This window comes from Nocardioides sp. dk884, assembly GCF_009557055.1.
GTDB lineage: Bacteria > Actinomycetota > Actinomycetes > Propionibacteriales > Nocardioidaceae > Nocardioides.
In genome coordinates, this window is sequence record NZ_CP045649.1 from 557,334 (window position 1) to 578,820 (window position 21,487).

20 protein-coding genes are annotated in these 21,487 nt (G+C 72.1%); 17 read left to right on the forward strand and 3 right to left on the reverse strand.

Going from position 1 to position 21,487, the window contains the following annotated elements; all coding sequences use genetic code 11:
* Nucleotides 1-19: 19 nt before the first annotated feature.
* Nucleotides 20-1,291, reverse strand: coding sequence for an isochorismate synthase (locus GFH29_RS02700; RefSeq protein ID WP_153321934.1), 1,272 nt, complete (start codon nucleotides 1,289-1,291; stop codon nucleotides 20-22).
* A gap of 96 nt (nucleotides 1,292-1,387) precedes the next feature.
* Here GFH29_RS02700 and GFH29_RS02705 point away from each other — a divergent pair, with 96 nt between their 5' ends.
* From GFH29_RS02705 to GFH29_RS02785, 17 genes are all read left to right on the forward strand, one after another.
* A complete protein-coding gene (locus GFH29_RS02705; RefSeq protein WP_153321935.1) occupies nucleotides 1,388-1,993 on the forward strand; it encodes a hypothetical protein in 606 nt (201 codons plus the stop codon).
* Nucleotides 1,994-2,128: 135 nt separating this feature from the next.
* The gene (locus tag GFH29_RS02710) at nucleotides 2,129-2,818 is read left to right on the forward strand and encodes a demethylmenaquinone methyltransferase (RefSeq protein ID WP_153321936.1); all 690 of its coding nucleotides are present in this window, start codon (nucleotides 2,129-2,131) and stop codon (nucleotides 2,816-2,818) included.
* 429 nt (nucleotides 2,819-3,247) lie between these two features.
* Entirely contained in the window at nucleotides 3,248-3,607 is a 360-nt protein-coding gene (locus tag GFH29_RS02715) for an NADH-quinone oxidoreductase subunit A (protein ID WP_153321937.1), read from the forward strand.
* A gap of 61 nt (nucleotides 3,608-3,668) precedes the next feature.
* Entirely contained in the window at nucleotides 3,669-4,223 is a 555-nt protein-coding gene (locus tag GFH29_RS02720) for a NuoB/complex I 20 kDa subunit family protein (protein WP_153321938.1), read from the forward strand.
* Nucleotides 4,220-4,969 (forward strand): NADH-quinone oxidoreductase subunit C, encoded by a 750-nt coding sequence (locus tag GFH29_RS02725; RefSeq protein ID WP_153321939.1) that lies wholly within the window; start codon nucleotides 4,220-4,222, stop codon nucleotides 4,967-4,969. The genes GFH29_RS02720 and GFH29_RS02725 overlap by 4 nt, the downstream gene beginning before the upstream one ends.
* On the forward strand, nucleotides 4,969-6,315 hold the full coding sequence (locus GFH29_RS02730) for an NADH-quinone oxidoreductase subunit D (protein ID WP_153321940.1): 1,347 nt from the start codon (nucleotides 4,969-4,971) through the stop codon (nucleotides 6,313-6,315). Before GFH29_RS02725 ends, GFH29_RS02730 begins: the two co-directional genes overlap by 1 nt.
* Nucleotides 6,312-7,088, forward strand: a complete 777-nt coding sequence (gene nuoE / locus GFH29_RS02735) for an NADH-quinone oxidoreductase subunit NuoE (RefSeq protein WP_153321941.1) — start codon at nucleotides 6,312-6,314, stop codon at nucleotides 7,086-7,088. Before GFH29_RS02730 ends, nuoE begins: the two co-directional genes overlap by 4 nt.
* Nucleotides 7,081-8,388 (forward strand): NADH-quinone oxidoreductase subunit NuoF, encoded by a 1,308-nt coding sequence (gene nuoF, locus GFH29_RS02740; RefSeq protein WP_153321942.1) that lies wholly within the window; start codon nucleotides 7,081-7,083, stop codon nucleotides 8,386-8,388. Before nuoE ends, nuoF begins: the two co-directional genes overlap by 8 nt.
* Entirely contained in the window at nucleotides 8,385-10,835 is a 2,451-nt protein-coding gene (locus GFH29_RS02745) for an NADH-quinone oxidoreductase subunit G (RefSeq protein ID WP_153321943.1), read from the forward strand. The genes nuoF and GFH29_RS02745 overlap by 4 nt, the downstream gene beginning before the upstream one ends.
* The gene (gene nuoH / locus GFH29_RS02750; protein ID WP_153325595.1) at nucleotides 10,835-12,190 is read left to right on the forward strand and encodes an NADH-quinone oxidoreductase subunit NuoH; all 1,356 of its coding nucleotides are present in this window, start codon (nucleotides 10,835-10,837) and stop codon (nucleotides 12,188-12,190) included. The genes GFH29_RS02745 and nuoH overlap by 1 nt, the downstream gene beginning before the upstream one ends.
* Entirely contained in the window at nucleotides 12,190-12,741 is a 552-nt protein-coding gene (gene nuoI / locus GFH29_RS02755; RefSeq protein WP_153321944.1) for an NADH-quinone oxidoreductase subunit NuoI, read from the forward strand. The genes nuoH and nuoI overlap by 1 nt, the downstream gene beginning before the upstream one ends.
* Complete coding sequence (locus GFH29_RS02760; protein ID WP_153321945.1) at nucleotides 12,738-13,538, forward strand: NADH-quinone oxidoreductase subunit J; 801 nt, start codon at nucleotides 12,738-12,740, stop codon at nucleotides 13,536-13,538. Before nuoI ends, GFH29_RS02760 begins: the two co-directional genes overlap by 4 nt.
* Nucleotides 13,535-13,837, forward strand: a complete 303-nt coding sequence (gene nuoK / locus GFH29_RS02765) for an NADH-quinone oxidoreductase subunit NuoK (RefSeq protein WP_153321946.1) — start codon at nucleotides 13,535-13,537, stop codon at nucleotides 13,835-13,837. Before GFH29_RS02760 ends, nuoK begins: the two co-directional genes overlap by 4 nt.
* Nucleotides 13,838-13,849: 12 nt before the next feature.
* The gene (gene nuoL / locus GFH29_RS02770; RefSeq protein ID WP_153321947.1) at nucleotides 13,850-15,772 is read left to right on the forward strand and encodes an NADH-quinone oxidoreductase subunit L; all 1,923 of its coding nucleotides are present in this window, start codon (nucleotides 13,850-13,852) and stop codon (nucleotides 15,770-15,772) included.
* On the forward strand, nucleotides 15,772-17,433 hold the full coding sequence (locus tag GFH29_RS02775; protein ID WP_153321948.1) for an NADH-quinone oxidoreductase subunit M: 1,662 nt from the start codon (nucleotides 15,772-15,774) through the stop codon (nucleotides 17,431-17,433). The genes nuoL and GFH29_RS02775 overlap by 1 nt, the downstream gene beginning before the upstream one ends.
* Complete coding sequence (nuoN, locus tag GFH29_RS02780) at nucleotides 17,433-19,022, forward strand: NADH-quinone oxidoreductase subunit NuoN (RefSeq protein WP_153321949.1); 1,590 nt, start codon at nucleotides 17,433-17,435, stop codon at nucleotides 19,020-19,022. Before GFH29_RS02775 ends, nuoN begins: the two co-directional genes overlap by 1 nt.
* Nucleotides 19,019-20,014, forward strand: coding sequence for a polyprenyl synthetase family protein (locus tag GFH29_RS02785; RefSeq protein WP_416224760.1), 996 nt, complete (start codon nucleotides 19,019-19,021; stop codon nucleotides 20,012-20,014). The genes nuoN and GFH29_RS02785 overlap by 4 nt, the downstream gene beginning before the upstream one ends.
* Nucleotides 20,015-20,025: 11 nt before the next feature.
* Here the strand turns inward: GFH29_RS02785 and rarD are convergent, their stop codons facing one another.
* Nucleotides 20,026-20,937 (reverse strand): EamA family transporter RarD, encoded by a 912-nt coding sequence (gene rarD, locus GFH29_RS02790; RefSeq protein ID WP_153321950.1) that lies wholly within the window; start codon nucleotides 20,935-20,937, stop codon nucleotides 20,026-20,028.
* Nucleotides 20,938-20,957: 20 nt separating this feature from the next.
* Entirely contained in the window at nucleotides 20,958-21,404 is a 447-nt protein-coding gene (locus tag GFH29_RS02795) for a hypothetical protein (protein ID WP_153321951.1), read from the reverse strand.
* Nucleotides 21,405-21,487 lie beyond the last annotated feature (83 nt).

The window sequence follows — 21,487 nt, forward strand, 5'->3', positions numbered from 1 at the left end:
GGGCAGGCCCCGGGCAGCCTCAGGGCACCAGCGAGTCGCGCACCGGCACGAACTTGGCCTGCGACTCGGCGAGCTCGGACTCGGGGTCGGAGTCCGCGACGATGCCGCAGCCGGCGAAGAGCCGGATGGTGGCGCCCTCGTGGGAGGCCGAGCGCAGGGCGATGCCCCACTCGCCGTCGCCGCTGGCGTCCATCCAGCCCACGGGGCCGGCGTACCGACCGCGGTCCATGCCCTCGATCTGCGAGATCAGCTCGGTCGCGGTAGGGGTCGGGGTGCCGCCCACGGCGGCGGAGGGGTGCAGCGCCTCGGCCAGCTGGAGCGAGGAGACGGTCGCCGCGTCGTGCACGACCCCGTTCACGTCGGTGGCGAGGTGCATGACGTTGGGCAGGTGCAGCACGAACGGCGCCTCGGGCACGTTCATCGAGGAGCAGTGCGGCTCCAGGGCGTCGGCGACCGAGCGCACGGCGTACTCGTGCTCCTCGAGGTCCTTGGAGGAGCGGGCCAGGGTGGCGGCCAGCGCCAGGTCGCGCTCGTCGTCGCCGGTACGCCGGATGGTGCCGGCCAGCACGCGGGAGGTGACCAGGCCCCGCTCGCGACGCACGAGCATCTCCGGGGTGGCGCCGAACATGCCGTCGACGTGGAAGGTCCAGCACATCGGGTAGCCGGCGGCGAGGCGGCGCAGCGGCCAGCGCACGTCGATCGGCTCGGTGGCGGTGGCGAGCAGGTCGCGGGCCAGGACGACCTTCTCCAGGTCGCCGGCGCTGATCCGGGCGACCGCGTCGGCGACGACCGACATCCACTGCTCGCCGTTGAGGGCGCCGTCGGCGTAGGTCACGCCGACCGGGGCCGCGGGCAGGTCGGTGCGGGTGAGGGCGGGTTCCTCGAGCGGAGCGTCGCGGCCCACCGTGGTCAGCCAGGCGACGTCGCCACGTCGGCCGACCACCACCGAGGGGACCACCAGCACCGAGTCGCCGGGGTCGTCGGCGAACGCGAAGGCACCGAACGACACCAGCCCGGTGCCCGGCTCGCGCACCTCGTCGCGGATGTCCGCGCGGGCGGTGGTCTCGGTCCACCACTTGGCGGCGTCGGCGAAGCGGGTGCTGCCGCTCGTGCGCAGCTCGGCGGCCACGCCCCAGCCCACGAGCCCGTCGCCGCGGCGCAGCCAGGTCAGCGGGCGCTCGGCCGGAAGCAGGTCCAGCAGCGCGTCGGCGGTGGGCAGGTCCAGTGGCCTGGTGCGGGCCACGAGGGTGCCGGCCCGGGCCTCTTCCCCGGGGGTCGCGCTCGTCGTCACCCGCCCGAGCCTACGCGGGAGAGCCAGGTCACCCCGGCGCCGGTCGACCGGGGGTCGCACAGGTGTCGTTCAGCCTGGGCCGTTACCGTCGCGTGCGTGACTTCCACGCCTCCTGCTCTGCGCGTCCGCGGCCTCGTGCTCGGTGCGGTCCTCCTCGGGCTCCTGGTGGTGCTCGCGGTGGTGCTGCCCAAGCTCACCTCCGAGGACACCCTCGAGCTGCCCGAGACCCTGCCCGGCGGCTTCACCGCCGTCGACGTCCCCCGCGACGGTGACGAGGAGGAGGGCGCCGGCACGGGTGTCGACCCCGAGCTCCAGGGCGAGCTCTTCGGCGCGTCCGCCGAGCAGCTCGAGGCGCTCTTCGGCGTCCCGGCCGCGGTCCGGATGTATGCCGACAAGAGCGGCGCCCAGCAGCTGCGCATCGTCGCTGTCGATGAGGCCCCGGGCCCGTTCCTGCCCGACGGCCCGCCGTACGACGCGGCGCTGGTCGGCGCCGAGCGCCTCTCCAGCGAGCTGGTCGAGGTCGACGACGCGGTGTGCAACGTGCTGTGGGCCCAGGCCGTGCCCGAAGGCCAGGAGATCCCCGAGGGCGACCCCGTCTTCGTGCGCTGCCAGCTCAACGACACCGACGCCACCTGGCAGGTCGAGGCCGAGGGCGTCCCCGCCGAGAAGGCCGTGTCGATCCTGCAGGACCTCGCCGGCTGATCGCCCGGTCCGGTGTCACCGGACCACCCGAACGCCGCCGCGGCCCGGGCTCCTCTCACGAGGGCCCGGGCCGCTGTGCGTCGCGGCTCCGGACCGGGTCGGCCGGGCCCGGGGGTGACCGCCTAGGCTTCGCAGGTGGCCCGCGCAGAACTCGACAAGCAGCCGATCGACGTCCGGCGGATGTTCGACACCGTGGCGAAGCGGTACGACCTCACCAACGACGTGCTCTCCCTCGGCCAGGACCGGCGCTGGCGCAAGGACGTGATCGACGCCGTCGACCCGCAGCCCGGTGAGCTCGTGCTCGACTTGGCCGCCGGCACCGGCACCTCCAGCCAGCCGTTCGCCGACCGCGGCGCGACGGTGGTGCCGTGCGACTTCTCCCTCGGCATGCTGCAGGTCGGCAAGCAGGCGCGTCCCGCGCTGCCCTTCACCGCCGGTGACGCCACGCGGCTGCCGTTCGCCGACGACACCTTCGACGCGGTGACGATCTCCTTCGGCCTGCGCAACGTCGTCGACCCGCTCGCCGGCCTCGCCGAGATGCGCCGCGTCACCAAGCCCGGCGGGCGCCTGGTGGTCTGCGAGTTCAGCCACCCGACCTGGGCGCCGTTCCGCCTGGTCTACCTGGAGTACCTCATGAAGGCGCTCCCCACGATCTCGCGCGCCATCTCCTCCGCCCCCGACGCGTACGTCTACCTCGCCGAGTCCATCCGTGCCTGGCCCGACCAGCGCGGCCTCGCCGACCTGGTCGCCCGCGCCGGTTGGCAGGCGCCCCAGTGGCGCAACCTCTCCGGCGGCATCGTCGCCCTCCACCGCGCCACCGCCTGACACCTCTCCTCCCACTCGCCGAGTCGGCGCCAATGGCGCGCCGAGTCGGCGCCAGTGGCGGACCTGTCCACAGGTGGTGTGAAGAACTCCGCCACTAGCGCCGACTCGCGCAACCACACGCGCCGACTCGCGCAACCACACGCGCCGACTCGCGCAACCACACGCGCCGACTCGCGCAACCACACGCGCCGACTCGCGCAACCACACGCGCCGACTCGCGCAACCACACGTGCCGACGCGGGGAGCCGTGACCGGAGCGTGACCGGCCCGTGATCGGGTCGATGGCAACACGTGCGACCAAACTCACCCCCCGGCGTGCGTGGCACCCAGGGCGGTGGCAGTATGTGGGCCACGCCACTTCGTGATTCGTTTCACAAGAGCACAAGTGGACGCGGACCCGGTCGCCACGCGCAAGGAGGAACCGTCGGCATGGAGCTCTACACGCCGGTCTTGGTCCTGGTCGCGATCGCGACCCTGTTCGCCGTGGGCTCGGTCGCCGCCGGGGCAGTGATCGGCCCGGCCCGCTACAACCGCGCACGGCTGGACTCCTACGAGTGCGGCATCCAGCCGACGCCGCAGCCGGTCGGGGGCGGGCGCATCCCGGTGAAGTACTACATCACCGCGATGCTCTTCATCGTCTTCGACATCGAGATCGTCTTCCTCTACCCGTGGGCCGTCCACTTCGACGCGCTGGGCCTGTTCGGGCTGGTCGAGATGGTCCTGTTCCTCGCCACCGTCTTCGTCGCCTACGCCTACGTGTGGCGACGCGGCGGACTGGAGTGGGACTGAGAGCCGCGGCCGAGCGACGCCGTACGACGCAGACGCACTGACGCAGGGACAGGAGCGGGACATGGGTATCGAGGAGAAGCTGCCGAGCGGGGTGCTGCTCACCACCGTCGAGGGGCTCTCGGGCTACATGCGCAAGGCGTCGTTCTGGCCGGCGACCTTCGGTCTGGCCTGCTGCGCCATCGAGATGATGACCTCCGGCGGGCCCAAGTACGACCTGGCCCGCTTCGGCATGGAGGTCTTCCGGGCCAGCCCGCGCCAGGCCGACCTGATGATCGTCGCCGGCCGGGTGAGCCAGAAGATGGCGCCGGTCCTGCGCCAGATCTACGACCAGATGCCCAACCCCAAGTGGGTGCTGGCCATGGGCGTGTGCGCCTCCAGCGGCGGCATGTTCAACAACTACGCGATCGTCCAGGGCGTCGACCACGTCGTCCCCGTCGACATGTACCTCCCCGGCTGCCCGCCGCGCCCGGAGATGCTGATCGACGCGATCCTCAAGCTCCACGACCAGGTGCAGCACGCCAAGCTCGGCGCCCACCGCGCCGCCGAGATCGAGACCCTCGAGACCGCCGCGCTGCGGGCGCTGCCGACCTCCGAGATGAAGGGGCAGCTGCGGTGAGCGATCCCGAGAGCACGCCGGAGCAGACCGCCGGCCCCGGGCAGCCGGCCGTCGAGCAGTCGCCCGAGAACGTCCCGGCGCCCCCCGGCGAGGTGCACCAGGTCGGTGAGCGCCACGGCATGTTCGGCGTCAGCGGCACCCCCGACACCAGCGGGTACGGCGGCCTGCGCCAGGCCGTCACGCTGCCCGCCCCGGCCCGGCGCCCGTACGGCGGCTGGTACGACGAGGTCGCCGACGTCCTCGCCGAGCGGCTGCGCGCCGACGGCATCGAGCACGCCGTGGAGTCGGTGGTCCTGCACCGCGGCGAGATCACCTTCCACGTGCGCCGCGAGGACCTGCTGGCAGTGGCCAAGCTGCTGCGCGACGACCCCGCGCTGCGCTTCGAGCTGCTCTCCGGCGTCAGCGGCGTGCACTACCCCGGCGACACCGCGCGCGAGCTGCACGCGGTCTACCACCTGCTCTCGATGACCCACAACCGCCGGATCCGGCTCGAGGTCGGCGTCCCCGACGCCGACCCGCACCTGCCGTCGGTCGTCGCGGTCTATCCCACGGCCGACTGGCACGAGCGCGAGACCTACGACATGTTCGGCCTCATCTTCGACGGCCACCCCGGCCTCGCCCGGATCCTGATGCCCGACGACTGGCCCGGCCACCCGCAGCGCAAGGACTACCCGCTCGGCGGCATCCCCGTGGAGTACAAGGGCGGCTCGGTGCCGCCTCCCGACCAGCGCAGGAGCTACACCTAATGGCTCACGACATCTACGCCGGGACCTCCGAGACCACCGAGGGGCGGGTCTTCACCGTCTCCGGGCAGGACTGGGACGAGATCGCGGCCGGCCTCGCGGAGGACCCCGACAGCGAGCGCGCCGAGCGCGTCGTGGTCAACATGGGCCCCCAGCACCCCTCCACCCACGGCGTGCTGCGCCTGATCCTGGAGCTCGACGGCGAGACGGTCACCGAGGCCCGCTGCGGCATCGGCTACCTGCACACCGGCATCGAGAAGAACATGGAGTACCGCTCCTGGGTGCAGGGCGTCACCTTCTGCACCCGGATGGACTACCTGGCGCCGCTGTTCAACGAGGCGACCTACGTGCTCGGCGTCGAGCGGCTGCTCGACATCGAGGACCAGATCCCCGAGAAGGCCCAGGTCATGCGGGTGCTCCTGATGGAGCTCAACCGGATCTCCTCCCACCTGGTCGCGATCGCGACCGGCGGCATGGAGATCGGCGCGCTGACCGTGATGACGATGGGCTTCCGCGAGCGCGAGCTGGTGCTGGACCTCTTCGAGCTCATCACCGGCCTGCGCATGAACCACGCGTTCATCCGCCCCGGCGGCGTCGCCCAGGACCTCCCGGTGGGGGCGCTGGAGGAGATCCGCTCCTTCATCGCGCTGATGAAGAAGCGCCTGCCCGAGTACGCCGCGCTGTGCAACGCCAACCCGATCTTCAAGGCCCGCCTCGAGGGGGTCGGGCACCTCGACCTCGAGGGCTGCCTGGCGCTGGGCATCACCGGCCCGGTCCTGCGCAGCACCGGCTACCCGTGGGACCTGCGCAAGAGCGAGCCGGTCTGCGGCTACGAGGACTACGAGTTCGACGTGCAGACCTGGGACACCGCCGACGCCTACGGCCGCTTCCGGATCCGGCTCAACGAGATGTGGGAGTCCCTGCGCATCGTCGGGCAGGCCGCCGACCGGCTGGCCGGGCTCGAGGGGGCGCCGGTGATGATCGCGGACAAGAAGATCGCCTGGCCCAGCCAGCTGGCGATCGGCTCCGACGGCATGGGCAACTCCCTGGACCACATCCGCCACATCATGGGCGAGTCGATGGAGGCCCTCATCCACCACTTCAAGCTGGTCACCGAGGGCTTCCGGGTCCCCGCCGGACAGGCCTACGTCCCGATCGAAGGGCCCCGCGGCGAGCTCGGCGCCCACGTGGTCTCCGACGGCGGCACCCGGCCGGCCCGGGTGCACTTCCGCGACCCGTCGTTCACCAACCTGCAGGCCACGAGCGTGATGAGCGAGGGCGGCATGGTCGCCGACATCATCGTCGCCGTCGCCTCCATCGACCCCGTCATGGGAGGAGTCGACCGGTGAGCGCCACCCACGAGATCGACGACGCGACGTACGCCGAGCTGGAGCAGATCGCGGCGCGCTACCCGGAGGCGCGCTCCGGGCTGCTGCCGATGCTTCACCTGGTGCAGTCGGTGACCGGGCGGATCACCCCGGAGGGCATCGAGGCCTGCGCCGACGTGCTCGGCATCTCCGCCGCCGAGGTCAGCGGCGTCGCAACGTTCTACACGATGTACAAGCGCAAGCCGGTGGGCGACTACCTCGTCGGCGTCTGCACCAACACCCTGTGCGCGGTGATGGGCGGCGACCTGATCTTCGAGCGGCTCCAGGAGCACCTCGACGTCGGCAACGACGAGACCACCGCGGACGGCTCGGTCACCTTGGAGCACATCGAGTGCAACGCGGCCTGCGACTACGCGCCGGTGATGATGGTGAACTGGGAGTTCCTGGACAACCAGACCCCCGAGTCTGCCGTCGGCATCGTCGACGACCTGCGCAGCGGGGTCGAGGTCCGCTCCACCCGCGGCCCGCGGATCTGCACCTGGCGCGAGGCCGAGCGGGTGCTCGCGGGCTTCCCCGACGACCGCGCCGACGAGGGCCCCGCGGCCGGCCCGGCGTCGCTGGCCGGCCTGGGCATCGCCCGCGAGCGTGGCTGGCGCGCGCCGCAGACCGGGTCCCCGGAGCTCGACGGGCACGACGTACCCGAGGAGCCGGCGCAGAAGGAGGCCGCGGCCTCCGAGGCCGACACCTCCCGTGCGGAGTCCGAGACGATCCAGGAGGAGACCCACGATGCCTGACGTGCTCACCCCGGTGCTCACCGACAACTGGGACCAGGAGCGCTCCTGGACCCTCGAGGCCTACGAACGCCGCGGCGGGTACGCCGCCGTCGACCGGGCCTTCGAGATGGGCCCGGACGCGGTGATCGCCGCGGTCAAGGACTCCGGGCTGCGCGGCCGCGGCGGGGCGGGCTTCCCGACCGGCATGAAGTGGTCGTTCATCCCGCAGGACAACCCGCGCCCGAAGTACCTCGTGGTCAACGCCGACGAGTCCGAGCCGGGCACCTGCAAGGACATCCCGCTGATGATGGCCAGCCCGCACACGCTGGTCGAGGGCGTGATCATCAGCTCCTACGCCATCCGCGCCCACCAGGCGTTCATCTACATCCGCGGCGAGGTCCTGCACGTGATCCGCCGGGTGCAGCGCGCCGTGCAGGAGGCCTACCTCGCCGGCCACCTCGGCACCGACATCCACGGCTCGGGCTACGACCTCGACGTGGTCGTCCACGCCGGCGCCGGGGCCTACATCTGCGGCGAGGAGACCGCGCTGCTCGAGGGCCTGGAGGGCAAGCGCGGCCAACCGCGCCTGCGCCCGCCGTTCCCCGCGGTCGCCGGGCTCTACGCCAGCCCGACGGTGATCAACAACGTCGAGTCGATCTCCTCGGTGCCCAGCATCGTCGGCAACGGCCCGGGCTGGTTCTCCTCGATGGGCACCGAGAAGTCCGCCGGCTTCGGGATCTTCTCCCTCTCCGGGCACGTCGAGCGCCCCGGGCAGTACGAGGCGCCGCTCGGCATCACCCTGCGCCAGCTGCTCGACCTCGCCGGCGGCGTGCGCGCCGGGCACGAGCTGAAGTTCTGGACACCCGGCGGCTCCAGCACCCCGCTGCTGACCGCCGAGCACCTCGACGTACCCCTCGACTTCGAGGGGGTCGCCGGCGCCGGGTCGATGCTCGGCACCCGCGCGCTGCAGATCTTCGACGAGACGGTCTGCGTGGTGCGCGCGGTGCTGCGCTGGACGGAGTTCTACAAGCACGAGTCGTGCGGCAAGTGCACCCCGTGCCGCGAGGGCACCTGGTGGCTGGTCCAGACGCTGGCCGCGCTCGAGCGCGGCGAGGGCTCCGAGGCCGACCTGGACCTGCTGCTGGACCAGTGCGACAACATCCTGGGTCGCGCGTTCTGCGCCCTGGGCGACGGTGCCACCAGCCCGATCACCAGCTCGGTGCAGCACTTCCGCGAGGAGTACCTCGCCCACCTCAGCCACGGGGGCTGCCCGTTCGACCCCGTGGCCTCCACCGTCTTCGCGACCGAGGGGGTCTCGTGACGACCACACCGGACAAGGTCCAGGCCGACGCCGACCTGGTCACGCTCACCATCGACGGCGTCGAGGTCAGCGTCCCGCGCGACACCCTGGTGATCCGGGCCGCGGAGCAGGTCGGGGTGCAGATCCCGCGCTTCTGCGACCACCCGCTGCTCGAGCCGGTCGGGGCGTGCCGCCAGTGCCTGGTCGACGTCCCCGACGCCGGCAACGGCCGCGGGTTCCCCAAGCCGCAGGCCTCCTGCACGCTCCCGGTCGCCGACGGCATGGTGGTCAGCACCCAGGCCACCAGCCCGGTCGCCGACAAGGCGCAGCAGGGGATCATGGAGTTCCTGCTGGTCAACCACCCGCTCGACTGCCCGGTCTGCGACAAGGGCGGGGAGTGCCCGCTGCAGAACCAGGCGATGAGCAACGGGCGCGGCGAGTCCCGCTTCGAGGGCGTCAAGCGCACCTACCCCAAGCCGATCAACCTCTCCGCCAACGTCCTGCTCGACCGCGAGCGGTGCGTGCTGTGCGCGCGCTGCACCCGCTTCTCCGAGCAGATCGCCGGCGACCCGTTCATCGCCCTGGTCGAGCGCGGCGCGCTCCAGCAGGTCGGGATCTATGAGAAGGAGCCGCTGCAGAGCTACTTCTCGGGCAACACCATCCAGATCTGCCCGGTCGGCGCGCTCACCTCGGCGGAGTACCGCTTCCGCGCCCGCCCCTTCGACCTGGTCTCCACTCCCTCGGTCGCGGAGCACGACGCCTGCGGCGCCGCGATCCGCGTGGACCACCGCCGCGGCCGGGTGATGCGCCGCCTGGCCGGCAACGACCCCGAGGTCAACGAGGAGTGGATCACCGACAAGGACCGCTTCGCGTTCACCTACGCCACGCGGCCCGACCGGCTCGCCCACCCGCTGGTCCGCGACCGGGTCGAGGACGGTGGCGACGGCGCGCTGCGTCCCGCCTCGTGGACCGAGGCGTTCGCGGTGGCCGCGCGCGGCCTCGCGGCCGCCGGCCCCGCCGCGGTGCTGCCCGGCGGCCGGGTCAGCGCCGAGGACGCCTTCGCCTACGCCACCTTCGCCCGTCTCGCGCTCGGCACCAACGACGTCGACTTCCGCGCCCGGCCGCTCTCGGCGGAGGAGGCGGACTTCCTCGCCGCCGAGGTCGTGCTCACCGCGCCCGGCAACGGCGGGGTCACCTACGCCGACCTGGAGACGGCGCGCAGCGTCGTGCTGCTCGGCCTGGAGCCCGAGGAGGAGGCCGGCACGCTCTTCCTGCGGCTGCGCAAGGCCGCCCGGGCCGGCACCCGGGTGCTCGCCGTGGCGCCGTACCGCAGCCGCGGCCTGCGCAAGATGCGCGGCCGGGTGCTCGTCGCCGGTCCGGGCGACGAGGCCGCGGTCATCGAGTCCCTCGCCGAGCACGCCGACCACGGCGTCGACAGCGACACCGTGCTGCTGGTGGGGGAGCGGCTGGCGAGCTCGCCCGGCGCCCTCACCGCCGCCTCGGCCCTCGCCCGTCGTACCGGTGCCCGGCTGGCCTGGGTGCCGCGTCGGGCCGGGGACCGCGGCGCGGTCGAGGCCGGCTGCCTGCCCAACCTGCTGCCCGGTGGCCGACCGGTCGCCAACGCCGCCGCCCGGGTCGACGCCGCTGCCGCCTGGAACGTCGACCAGGTGCCCGAGACCCCGGGCCGCGACGCCGACGCGATCGTGGCCGCGCTGCTCACCGGCGAGCTCGGCGGCCTGGTGATCGGCGGGGTGGACCCCGACGACACCGCCGACCCGGCCGCCACCCGCGCGGCCATCGACGCGGCGCGCTTCGTCGTGGCGCTGGAGCTGCGCGAGACCGACGTGACCCGTGCCGCCGACGTCGTGTTCCCGGTGGCGCCGGTGATCGACAAGGCCGGCACGTTCGTGACCTGGGAGGGACGCCCGCGCCCCTTCGAGGCGGTCTTCACCAACCCCGCCTCGCTGCCCGACCTGCGCATCCTCGCCGGCATCGCCGAGGAGCTCGCCGCCCTGGGCGTCGGTACGCCGCTGGGGTTCCGCACCGTGCAGGAGGCGCGCGCCCGGATGGCCGAGATGGGCCCCTGGGACGGCACCCGCCCGGTGCTAGACACCGCGCCGGACACCCCGCCGTACCCCGGGCTGCCCGCCGACGCCGGCCCGACCGAGGGACTGCGGCTGGCGACCTGGAAGCAGCTGATCGACAACGCCTCGCTGCTCGACGGCGAGGACCACCTGCGCGCGACGGCGCGGATCCCGGTCGCCCGGGTGCCGCGCGCGGTCTATGACCAGGTCGGCGACCTGATGACGGTCATCGGCGACCGCGGTCGCGCGACGCTGCCGACGGTGATCAACCGCGAGCTGCCCGACGACGTGGTCTGGGTGCCCGCCAACTCCTTCGGCCGCGGCGTCCTGGCCGGTCTCGCCTCACCCGGGTCCCGGGTCCGCGTCACGGGAGGGCACGCATGATGCTCGGCACCCAGCTGGTCTCCAGCGAGATCCCCAGTCAAATTCCCAGCGACGTCGGCCTCGGCGCCTTCGGGGGCGACCCGTGGTGGGTCATCACGATCAAGGCCGTGCTGATCTTCGTGGTCCTGGTGCTGCTGACGCTGTTCAACATCTGGTGGGAGCGCCGGGTCGTGGCCCGGATGCAGCACCGCATCGGCCCCAACGTCAACGGACCCTTCGGCCTGCTGCAGTCGCTCGCCGACGGCGCCAAGCTGATGTTCAAGGAGGACCTGATCCCGGCGGCCGCCGACAAGGTGGTCTTCCTGCTCGCCCCGGTGATCGCCGCGGTCGCGGCGTTCGCGACCTTCGCGGTGGTGCCGTTCGGGCCCGAGGTCACGATCCCGTTCACCGACACCGTCACCCCGCTGCAGCTCACCGACATGCCGGTCGCGGTGCTCTTCGTGCTCGCGATGGCCTCGATCGGCATCTACGGCATCGTGCTCGGCGGCTGGTCCAGCGGCTCGACGTACTCGCTGCTCGGCGGCCTGCGCTCCAGCGCCCAGATGATCTCCTATGAGGTCGCGATGGGCCTGGCGCTGGTCGCGGTGTTCCTCTACGCCGGCTCGATGTCGACCTCGGAGATCGTCGCCGCCCAGGACGACCTCTGGTTCGGCCTGGTGCTGCTGCCCTCCTTCGTGATCTACCTGATCTCGATGGTCGGGGAGACCAACCGGGCGCCGTTCGACCTGCCCGAGGCCGAGGGCGAGCTCGTCGGCGGCTTCCACACCGAGTACTCCTCGATCAAGTTCGCGCTGTTCTTCCTCGCCGAGTACATCAACATGGCCACGGTCTCGGCCCTGGCCACGACGCTGTTCCTCGGCGGCTGGCACGCGCCGTTCTGGATCGATGAGCTGTACGCCGGGTTCAACGAGGGCTGGTGGCCGGTGCTGTGGTTCTTCGGCAAGGTGCTGTTCTTCATCTTCTTGTTCATCTGGCTGCGTGGCTCGCTGCCGCGGCTGCGCTACGACCAGTTCATGGCCTTCGGCTGGAAGCGGCTGATCCCCGCCGCGCTGGTGTGGACCATCGCCGTCGCCACCGTCCGCGCCCTCGAGGACCGCATCGACCTGCGCTGGGCCGCGATCGGGGCCGGCGTGCTGCTGGTCATCTCGCTGGCGCTCTTCTTCTTCGGTGAGGACGAGGAGGAGGAGACCGGCCCGGCGCCGGTCGCCGCGCCGCCGCGGGCGGGAGCCTTCCCGGTTCCGCCGATGCCGAGCGGCGGGGCCGTCCGCGGCGCCGCCGTACCCCTGACCTTCGACCAGCGATCCACCGTCCCGGCCGGTGACACCGGCACGGCCGGACAAGGAGGCACAGCCTGATGGCCACGCTCAAGGAGCAGTTCTGGGACCCGGTCGCCGGGTTCGGGGTCACCTTCCGCACGATGTTCAAGAAGGTGGTCACCGAGCAGTACCCCTTCGAGAAGCAGCCCACGGCTCCGCGCTTCCACGGCCGCCACCAGCTCAACCGCTGGCCCGACGGGCTGGAGAAGTGCATCGGCTGCGAGCTGTGCGCGTGGGCCTGCCCGGCGGACGCGATCTACGTCGAGGGCGGCTCCAACACCGAGGCCGAGCGCTACAGCCCCGGCGAGCGCTACGGCCGCGTCTACCAGATCAACTACCTGCGCTGCATCCTGTGCGGGCTGTGCATCGAGGCCTGCCCGACCCGGGCGCTGACGATGACCAACGAGTACGAGCTGGCCGACGACAACCGCGCCGACCTGATCTATGAGAAGTCCGACCTGCTGGCGCCGCTGCTGCCCGGCATGGAGCAGCCGCCGCACCCGATGCGCCTCGGCGACGACGAGGGCGACTACTACCGGGGCACGTACGCCGCGCGCGACGCCGCCCCCCGCGGGGAGGGCGGCGCATGACCGCGTTCTGGATCCTGGCCCCGGTGATGGTGGTCGCGGCGACCGGCATCCTCTTCGTGCGCAAGGCGGTGCACGCCGCGCTCCTGCTGGCCGTGGTGATGATCAGCCTCGCGGTGCTCTACGCCGTGCTCGAGGCGCCGTTCCTCTTCGCGGTGCAGATCATCGTCTACACCGGCGCGATCATGATGCTGTTCCTCTTCGTGCTGATGCTGGTCGGCGTCGACGCCTCGGACTCGGTGGTCGAGACGATCCCCGGGCAGCGGGTCACCGCCGGTGTCTTCGGCGTCCTGCTCGGCGCGCTGCTGCTGGTGGGCATCGCCCAGATCTCCCTGGGCACCGTCGTCGGTCTCGAGGCGGCCAACAGCGGCGGCAACATCCAAGGCATCGCCAACGTGCTGTTCTCCCACTACATCTTCGCCTTCGAGGTGACCAGCGCGCTGCTGATCACCGCGGCCATGGGCGCGATGGTGCTGGCGCACCGCGAGCGGTTAACCCCGAAGCAGACCCAGGCCGACCGTGCCGCCCAGCGGCTGCGTGAGTACGCCGAGAGCGGTGCGCCGCTCGGCCCGCTGCCGGCGCCGGGCGTCTACGCCCGCCACAACGCCGTCGACACCCCGGCGCTGCTGCCCGACGGCTCGCCGCTGCCCTCGTCGGTCTCCCGGGTGCTCATCGCGCGCGGGACGGTGCGCTCGGCGCCGGACCTGGCCGACGACATCGAGGAGGTCCAGCGCTCGCTCGGCGTCCCCGCAGCGGGCCAGGGACCTGTGCCCGCCACGACCGAGGAGGAGCAGCCGTGAACGACCCGGTCCCGTTCATCGCGCTCTCCGCGATCCTCTTCACGATCGGCGCGGTCGGCGTGCTGGTGCGCCGCAACGCGATCGTGGTCTTCATGTGCGTGGAGCTGATGCTCAACGCGTGCAACCTGGCGCTGGTCACCTTCGCCAAGCAGCACGGCAACCTCGACGGCCAGGTCGCCGCGTTCTTCGTGATGGTCGTCGCCGCCGCCGAGGTGGTGGTCGGGCTCGCGATCATCATGACCATCTTCCGGACCCGTCGCTCGGCCTCGGTCGACGACGCGAGCCTGCTGAAGTACTAGGAGCCCGCCTCGATGTATGCCCTCGCAGAGAGCGTCCCCCTGGTCGACCCGGCCGCCGCGGACGGCGTCCAGTCGCTGATCTGGCTGGTCGTCGCGCTGCCGCTCGCCGGCGCCGTCGTCCTGCTGCTCGGCGGTCGCGCCACCGACCGCTGGGGGCACTGGCTCGGCACCGCGACCATCACCGGCTCCTTCGCCCTGAGCGTGGCGCTCTTCGTCGACCTGCTCGGTCGTCCCGACGACGACCGTCAGGTGGTGCGCCACCTCTACGACTGGATCCAGGTCGGCGGGCTGGACGTCGGGATGGACCTGCTCTACGACCCGCTGTCGGCGCTGTTCCTGCTGCTGATCACCGGCGTCGGCGCGCTGATCCACGTGTACTCGATCGGCTACATGAGCCACGACCCGCGGCGCCGGCGCTTCTTCGCCTACCTCAACCTCTTCGTCGCGGCGATGCTGGTGCTGGTCCTGGCGGAGAACTACCTGGTGCTGTTCCTCGGCTGGGAGGGCGTCGGCCTCGCGTCGTACCTGCTGATCGGCTTCTGGCAGCACAAGCCGAGCGCGGCCGCGGCGGCGAAGAAGGCGTTCGTCATCAACCGTGTCGGCGACATCGGGATGGCGCTGGCGATCGCGCTGCTCTTCGTCACCTTCGGCACCACCAGCTTCAGCGGCGTGAGCGCCCTGGCCGGCGGCGCGTCGGAGTCCACGCTGACCGCGATCGGGCTGCTGCTCCTGCTCGCCGCCTGCGGCAAGTCCGCCCAGGTGCCGCTCCAGGCCTGGCTCCTGGACGCGATGGAGGGCCCGACCCCGGTCTCGGCCCTGATCCACGCCGCCACCATGGTCACCGCCGGCGTCTACCTGGTGGTCCGCTCCAACTTCGTCTTCGAGCGCGCCCCCGACGCACAGACGGCGGTCGTGGCGGTCGCCGTGGTCACGCTGCTGTGGGGCGCGATCATCGGTTGCGCCAAGGACGACATCAAGAAGGTGCTGGCCGGCTCGACGATGAGCCAGATCGGCTACATGATGCTGGGCGCCGGCCTGGGCGCCGCGGGCTACGCCTTCGCGATCTTCCACCTGCTGGTCCACGGCTTCTTCAAGGCCAACATGTTCCTCGGCGCCGGCTCGGTCATGCACGGCATGAACGACGAGGTGGACATGCGGCGCTACGGGGCCCTGCGCCACGCGATGCCGATCACGTTCCTCACCTTCTCGATGGGCTACCTCGCGATCATCGGGTTCCCCGGCTTCTCCGGGTTCTGGTCCAAGGACAAGCTGATCGAGACCGCGCTCGCCGACAGCTGGCTGGTCGGCCTGCTCGCCCTCCTCGGCGCGGGCATCACCGCCTTCTACATGACCCGGCTGATGCTGCTCACCTTCTTCACCTCCAAGCGCTGGCGCGACGACGCGCACCCGCACGAGTCACCCGCCGTGATGACGGTGCCGCTGATCGTGCTGGCCGCGCTCTCGGTCCTCGGCGGCGTGCTGCTGCTGGGCGACTGGATCGTCGACTGGCTCGCCCCCGTGGTCGGGACCGCCGAGCACCACTCGCCGCCGATCCCGGTGCTGGCCGTGACCGCGCTGGCGGTGGCCGTCGTCGCGGTCGGCGTCGCCCTGGCCTGGTTCCTCGTCGGGCGGCACGAGGTGCCGGTGGCCCCGCCGCAGCGGGTCTCGCTCGCCACCCGGGCCGCGCGCGCCGACCTGTACGGCGACGCGATCAACGACACCCTCGTGGTGCGCCCCGGCGGCGCGCTCACCCGCGGGCTCACCACCGCCGACCGCCGCGTCGTCGACGGCCTCTTCACCGGGACCGCGGCCGCGATCGGCGGCCTCGGCCGCGGGCTGCGGCGGGCCCAGAACGGCTACGTCCGCTCCTATGCCCTGTCCGTGCTCGGCGGCGGCCTGCTGGTCGTCGTCGCCCTCCTGGCGGTGACGATCTGATGTCCGACCTTCCCTGGCTCACCGTCCTCTTCGCGGTCCCGCTGCTCGGCGCGCTGGCGGTGGCGCTGATGCCGCGCAGCTCCGCCACCCTGCTCAAGCAGGTGGGCATCGGGGTCGCGCTGCTGACCGCGGCGGTCGCGGTGGCGATCGCCGCGCAGTTCGACGTCGACGGCGGCATGCAGCTCACCGAGACCCACACCTGGATCGAGGCGTTCGGCGTCCACTATGCCCTCGGCATCGACGGCCTCGGGCTGCTGCTGGTGCTGCTGACAGTGGTGCTCGTCCCGGTGGTGCTCCTCGGTGCCTGGGACGACGGCGCGGAGGACCCGCGTGCCTTCGTCGCCTGGACCCTGGCCCTCGAGGGCCTCTCGCTGGCGGTGTTCACCGCCACCGACGTGTTCTTGTTCTACGTGGTCTTCGAGGCCACGCTGATCCCCGCCTACTTCCTGATCGGCGGCTTCGGCCGGGTCGGTCGCTCGGCCGCCGCGGTGAAGTTCTTGATGTTCCAGCTCGTCGGCGGCCTCGTGCTCCTCGCCGCCGTCATCGGGCTGTACGTCGTCTCCGCCGACGCCGGCACCCCGTCGTACCTCCTGAGCGACCTGATGGCGCTGGACATCGACACCACCGCGGGCCGCTGGCTGTTCGCCGGGTTCTTCATCGCCTTCGCGATCAAGGCGCCGCTGTTCCCGGTGCACACCTGGCTGGCCGACACCACCGAGAAGGCGACCCCCGGCACCTCGATCCTGCTGGTCTGCGTGCTCGACAAGATCGGCACCTTCGGCATGCTGCGCTTCTGCCTCGGCATCTTCCCCGAGGCCTCGCAGTGGGCCACCCCGCTGGTGGTGGTGATCGCGCTGATCTCGATCGTCTACGGCGCGCTCGTGGCGATCGGCCAGGACGACCTGCTGCGCCTGATCGGCCTGACCTCGCTGAGCCACTTCGGCTTCATCACCCTGGGCATCTTCGCGATGAGCACCCTGGGCGGCAGCGGCGCCGTGCTCTACATGGTCAACCACGGTCTCGGCACCGCCGCGCTGTTCCTGGTGGCGGGCTACCTGATCCGGCGCCGCGGCACCACGCTGATCAGCGAGATGGGCGGCTACGAGCGCACCATGCCGGTGCTCGCCGGGCTCTTCCTCGTCGCGGGTCTGGCCACCTTGAGCCTGCCCGGCCTGAGCCCGTTCGTCTCGGAGTTCCTGGTCATCGTGGCCGCGTTCGACTACCACTGGCTCGCCGGTGCGGTCGCGGTCACCGGCATCGTGCTCGCGGCGATCTACGTGCTGTGGGCCTACCAGCGGATCATGACCGGCCCGGGCCGGGTGGAGGTCGAGACCGACCCCAGCACCGAGCCCGGCACCCCCGTCCCGGTCGGCGCCCCCGTCGGCGGACCGGCCGGTGCCCCCGAGCCCGGCGCGGCACCCGCCGTCACGCTGAGCCCGGCCCCGGCCGCGCTCACCACCCGCGACCTCGGCGTCCGCGAGGTCGTCGCCGCGGCGCCGCTGGTCGTCGGCCTGGTGCTGTTCGGCTTCTGGCCGATGCCGCTGCTCGACGTCAGCAACCCGACGGTCGAGTCCCTGCTCAGCCACGTCGGGGTCAGTGACGACCCGCCGCAGGTCGACGAGAGCGCCGCCATCGTCGGCGAGACCGAGGAAGGCCACTGATGGAGTTCGTCAAGCCCACCGTCGAGTACGCCGAGCTGGCGCCGCTGCTGATCGTCTTCGGCGTGGCCGTCGTCGGGGTGCTCGTGGAGGCCTTCGCGCCGCGCCCGCTGCGCCGACCGATCCAGCTCGCGCTGTCCGGCGTCGGCCTGGTCGCCGCCTTCGCCACCACCGTCTGGGTCGCCACCGACCTCGACGTGGTCGCCGACGGGGCCGCGCGTGGCCTGGTCGCCGCGGGCGGCACGATCGTGGTCGACGGGCCGAGCGTGTTCTTGTGGGGCCTGATCCTGCTGTTCGCCGCCGGCGGGCTGATGCTGTTCTCCGAGCGCCGCCTCGAGGGCGGGCTCTCGGCGTTCGCCGGCCAGGCCGCGGCGCTGCCCGGCACCGAGGCCGAGCGGCGCGCGTCCAGCCAGGGCCTGGACCACACCGAGGTCTACCCGCTGATGATGTTCGCCGTCGGCGGCATGATGCTGTTCCCCGCCTCCGGCGACCTGCTGACGATGTTCGTCGCCCTCGAGGTGCTCTCGCTGCCGCTGTACCTGCTGTGCGGGCTGGCGCGGCGTCGCCGCCTGCTGAGCCAGGAGGCCGCGCTGAAGTACTTCCTGCTCGGCGCGTTCTCCTCGGCCTTCTTCCTCTACGGCGTGGCGATGACCTACGGCTTCGCCGGGTCGATGCAGCTGGAGCGGATCGCCGAGGCCGTGCGCAACGGGGGCGGCAGCTCGCCGCTGCTGCTGATCGGCATCGGCATGCTGGCCGTCGGCCTGCTGTTCAAGGTGGGCGCCGCGCCGTTCCACGCCTGGACCCCCGACGTCTACCAGGGCGCGCCCACGGCCGTCACCGCGTTCATGGCCGCGTGCACCAAGATCGCGGCGTTCGGCGCGCTGATGCGGCTGTTCCAGGTCGCGTTCGGTGCGAACCGGTGGGACTGGCAGCCGATGCTGTGGGTGGTCGCCATCCTCACCATGCTCGTCGGCGCCGTGCTCGCCGTCGCCCAGCGCGACGTGAAGCGGATGCTGGCCTACTCCTCGATCGCGCACACCGGGTTCCTGCTCACCGGCGTGCTCGGCGTCCAGGCGACCTCCGACCTCGCGGACGGCGAGGTCACCTCGATGCAGGCGGTGCTGTTCTACCTGGCGACGTACGGCTTCGCGATGGTCGCGGCGTTCGGCATCGTCACCCTGGTGCGCGACGCCGGCGGCGAGGCGACGTCGTTCGAGCGGTGGGCGGGCCTCGGGCGGCGCTCGCCGCTGGTCGCCGGCGCGTTCGCGCTGCTGCTGCTCTCGATGGCCGGGATCCCGCTCACCGCCGGGTTCGTCGGCAAGTGGGCGGTCTTCACCGTGGCCATGTCGGCGGGGGCCTGGCCGGTCGTCGCGGTGGCCATCGCCGCGAGTGCGATCGCGATCTTCTTCTACGTCCGCCAGATCCGGCTGATGTTCTTCACCGAGCCGGAGGGGGAGGTGGCCAGCGTGGTCACCCCGTCGCTGGCGACCTCGGCGGTGATCGCGGTCGGCGTGCTGGGGACGCTCGTACTGGGCCTGGTGCCCGGCCCCGTGCTCGACCTCGCGGCCCATGCGGGACAATTCCTCAGGTGAGCTCCACACTGGCCCTGCCCGTCACCGATCCGGCTCTGGAAGCGCGCCTGCGCGAACGCCTCGCCGTGGTCGAGAAGGCCCTCTACGCCCACGTCCAGAGCCGCTACCCCTACGTCACGGAGGCGGCCAGCCACCTCCTCGACGCGGGCGGCAAGCGCTTCCGCCCGTTCCTCGTGCTGCTCGCGGCCGAGACCGGCCCGCGCCCGGCGGACGACGCCGTGGTCACCGCGGCCTGCGTCGTGGAGATCACCCACGTCGGGTCGCTCTACCACGACGACGTCATGGACGAGGCGGCCCTGCGCCGCGGCGCCGACTCGGCCAACGCCCGCTGGGACAACCTGGTCGCGATCCTGACCGGCGACTTCTTGTTCGCGAAGTCCTCCGAGCTCACCGCCACCCTCGGCTCGGAGGCGGTGCGCATCCAGGCGGAGACCTTCACCCGCCTGGTCGAGGGCCAGATCCTCGAGACCGTCGCGCCCGGCCCCGACGAGGACCCGCTCGAGCACTACCTCGAGGTCGTCGCCGGCAAGACCGGCTCGCTGATCGCCACCTCGGCGCGCTACGGCGCCCGCTTCGGCGGCGCGCCGCGCGAGGTGGAGGAGGCGCTCGCCGAGTACGGCGAGATCGTCGGCAGCGCCTTCCAGCTCTCCGACGACATCCTCGACATCGCCTCGGAGACCGCGGAGTCGGGCAAGACCCCCGGCACCGACCTGCGCGAGGGCGTGCCGACGCTGCCGGTGCTGATGGCCAAGGCCTCCACCGACCCCGCGGACGCCCGCCTGCTCGAGCTGCTCGACGCCGACCTCAGCGACGACGCCCTGCACGCCGAGGCGCTGGAGCTGCTGCGCCGCCACCCGGCGATGGAGCAGGCCCGGGCCTACGTCGTCGCGCGCGCCCAGGAGGCCAAGGCGCGCCTGGCCGCCGTCCCCGAGGGGCCGGTGCGCGACGCGCTCGAGGCGTTCGCCGACGCGGTCGCGATCCGCGGCGCCTGACGTCAGGGCCGTCAGGCGGCGGTGCTGGCGTCCACGGCCAGGCGCAGCTGGCGCCGGCGGTGGCGCAGCGCCTCGACGGTGAACACCGCGAGGGCGAGCCAGACGAGCGCGAAGCCGGCCCAGCGCGCGGGCGGCATCTGCTCATCGAAGATCAGCACGCCGCAGGCGAACTGCAGCACCGGCGTGAGGTACTGCAACAGCCCCAGGGTGACCATCGGGATCCGGGTGGCCGCCCCGCCGAAGCACAGCAGCGGCACCGCGGTCACGACCCCGGCGCTCATGAAGAGCAGCGCGTGCCCGATCCCGTGCTGGCCGAACTGCGCGGTGCCGCCCACCCCGAGCACGACCAGGTACGCCGTCGCCAGGGGCGCCAGGAGGGCCGTCTCCACGGTCAGGCTCTCGATCGCGCCGACCCCCACGGTCTTCTTGATCAGGCCGTAGCTGCCGAAGGAGAAGGCCAGCACCAGCGCGACGTACGGCGGGTGCCCGTAGTCCCAGGTCAGCACCGCCACCGCGGCGGCCGCGACGCCGATCGCTCCCCACTGCAGCGGGCGCAGTCGCTCGCCGAGGAGCAGCACGCCCATCAGGACCGTCACCAGCGGGTTGATGAAGTAGCCCAGCGACGCCTCGACCACCCGGTCGTTGTTGACGCCCCAGATGTAGGTCACCCAGTTCACGCTGATCACGATCGCGGCGAGCCCCAGCAGCAGCGCGCTGCGCCGGTCGGCCAGCACCGCGCGCACGGCGCCACCGCGTCGCATCACCAGCACGATCACGCCCATCGTGACCGCCGACCACACCACCCGGTGGGCGAGGATCTCCACGGCGCCGGCGGGCTCGAGCAGCGGGAAGTAGAGCGGGAACGCGCCCCACATGAGGTACGCCGCGGCGCCGAACAGCAGACCCCGACGATGCTCCAGCATCCGAGCAGGATAGGCGGCGACTACGTGTCGTACTCCAGGCCGTCCCACGGAGCGTAGTAGGCGATGAAGTCGCCGGGCTCGATGCGGATGAACCAGGTGCCGTCGTCGTAGCGATCGACCGGCCATCCGAACGTGACGCCGTCGATCTCTCGGGTGAACGGCTCGACCTCGACGGGCTCGAGGACGTGACCGCCCAGCTCCGCCAGCCGGGAGGCGACCAGCCGCTCGGCGTCGTCGTCCGGCCCGACCTCGTCGACCCGGATCTCCTCGAAGACCCCGCTGCTGTCCCACAGGAAGAGCCCGACGTAGGCCGACCGGCCGGGGACGAAGAGCTCGTCGCTGAGGAAGAACCTGCGACCGTCGGCCGCGGTCCCCGCCCAGGGCACGTGGTAGTCGTCGGGGACGAGGGTGAACCGGGTGGGCCGGTGCTCCGTCGTGGGGGCCGGTGAGGCGTCCGGTGGGGTCATCGCAGGGAGCCTAGGGGAGCGCGGCCTCCGCGGACACCCCCTTCGCTGAGCGCGGACAGCCTGCCCGGGACGCACGAGGGCCC

What these genes read in the sequence shown, in the direction of transcription:
- GFH29_RS02715 (WP_153321937.1), top strand. Translation starts at nt 3,248, where the DNA reads ATGGAGCTCTACACGCCGGTCTTGGTCCTGGTCGCGATCGCGACCCTG.
- GFH29_RS02720 (WP_153321938.1), top strand. Translation starts at nt 3,669, where the DNA reads ATGGGTATCGAGGAGAAGCTGCCGAGCGGGGTGCTGCTCACCACCGTC.
- GFH29_RS02730 (WP_153321940.1), top strand. Translation starts at nt 4,969, where the DNA reads ATGGCTCACGACATCTACGCCGGGACCTCCGAGACCACCGAGGGGCGG.
- nuoF (WP_153321942.1), top strand. Translation starts at nt 7,081, where the DNA reads ATGCCTGACGTGCTCACCCCGGTGCTCACCGACAACTGGGACCAGGAG.
- nuoH (WP_153325595.1), top strand. Translation starts at nt 10,835, where the DNA reads ATGCTCGGCACCCAGCTGGTCTCCAGCGAGATCCCCAGTCAAATTCCC.
- nuoI (WP_153321944.1), top strand. Translation starts at nt 12,190, where the DNA reads ATGGCCACGCTCAAGGAGCAGTTCTGGGACCCGGTCGCCGGGTTCGGG.
- GFH29_RS02760 (WP_153321945.1), top strand. Translation starts at nt 12,738, where the DNA reads ATGACCGCGTTCTGGATCCTGGCCCCGGTGATGGTGGTCGCGGCGACC.
- nuoL (WP_153321947.1), top strand. Translation starts at nt 13,850, where the DNA reads ATGTATGCCCTCGCAGAGAGCGTCCCCCTGGTCGACCCGGCCGCCGCG.
- GFH29_RS02775 (WP_153321948.1), top strand. Translation starts at nt 15,772, where the DNA reads ATGTCCGACCTTCCCTGGCTCACCGTCCTCTTCGCGGTCCCGCTGCTC.
- nuoN (WP_153321949.1), top strand. Translation starts at nt 17,433, where the DNA reads ATGGAGTTCGTCAAGCCCACCGTCGAGTACGCCGAGCTGGCGCCGCTG.
- rarD (WP_153321950.1), bottom strand. Translation starts at nt 20,937, where the DNA reads ATGCTGGAGCATCGTCGGGGTCTGCTGTTCGGCGCCGCGGCGTACCTC.
- GFH29_RS02795 (WP_153321951.1), bottom strand. Translation starts at nt 21,404, where the DNA reads ATGACCCCACCGGACGCCTCACCGGCCCCCACGACGGAGCACCGGCCC.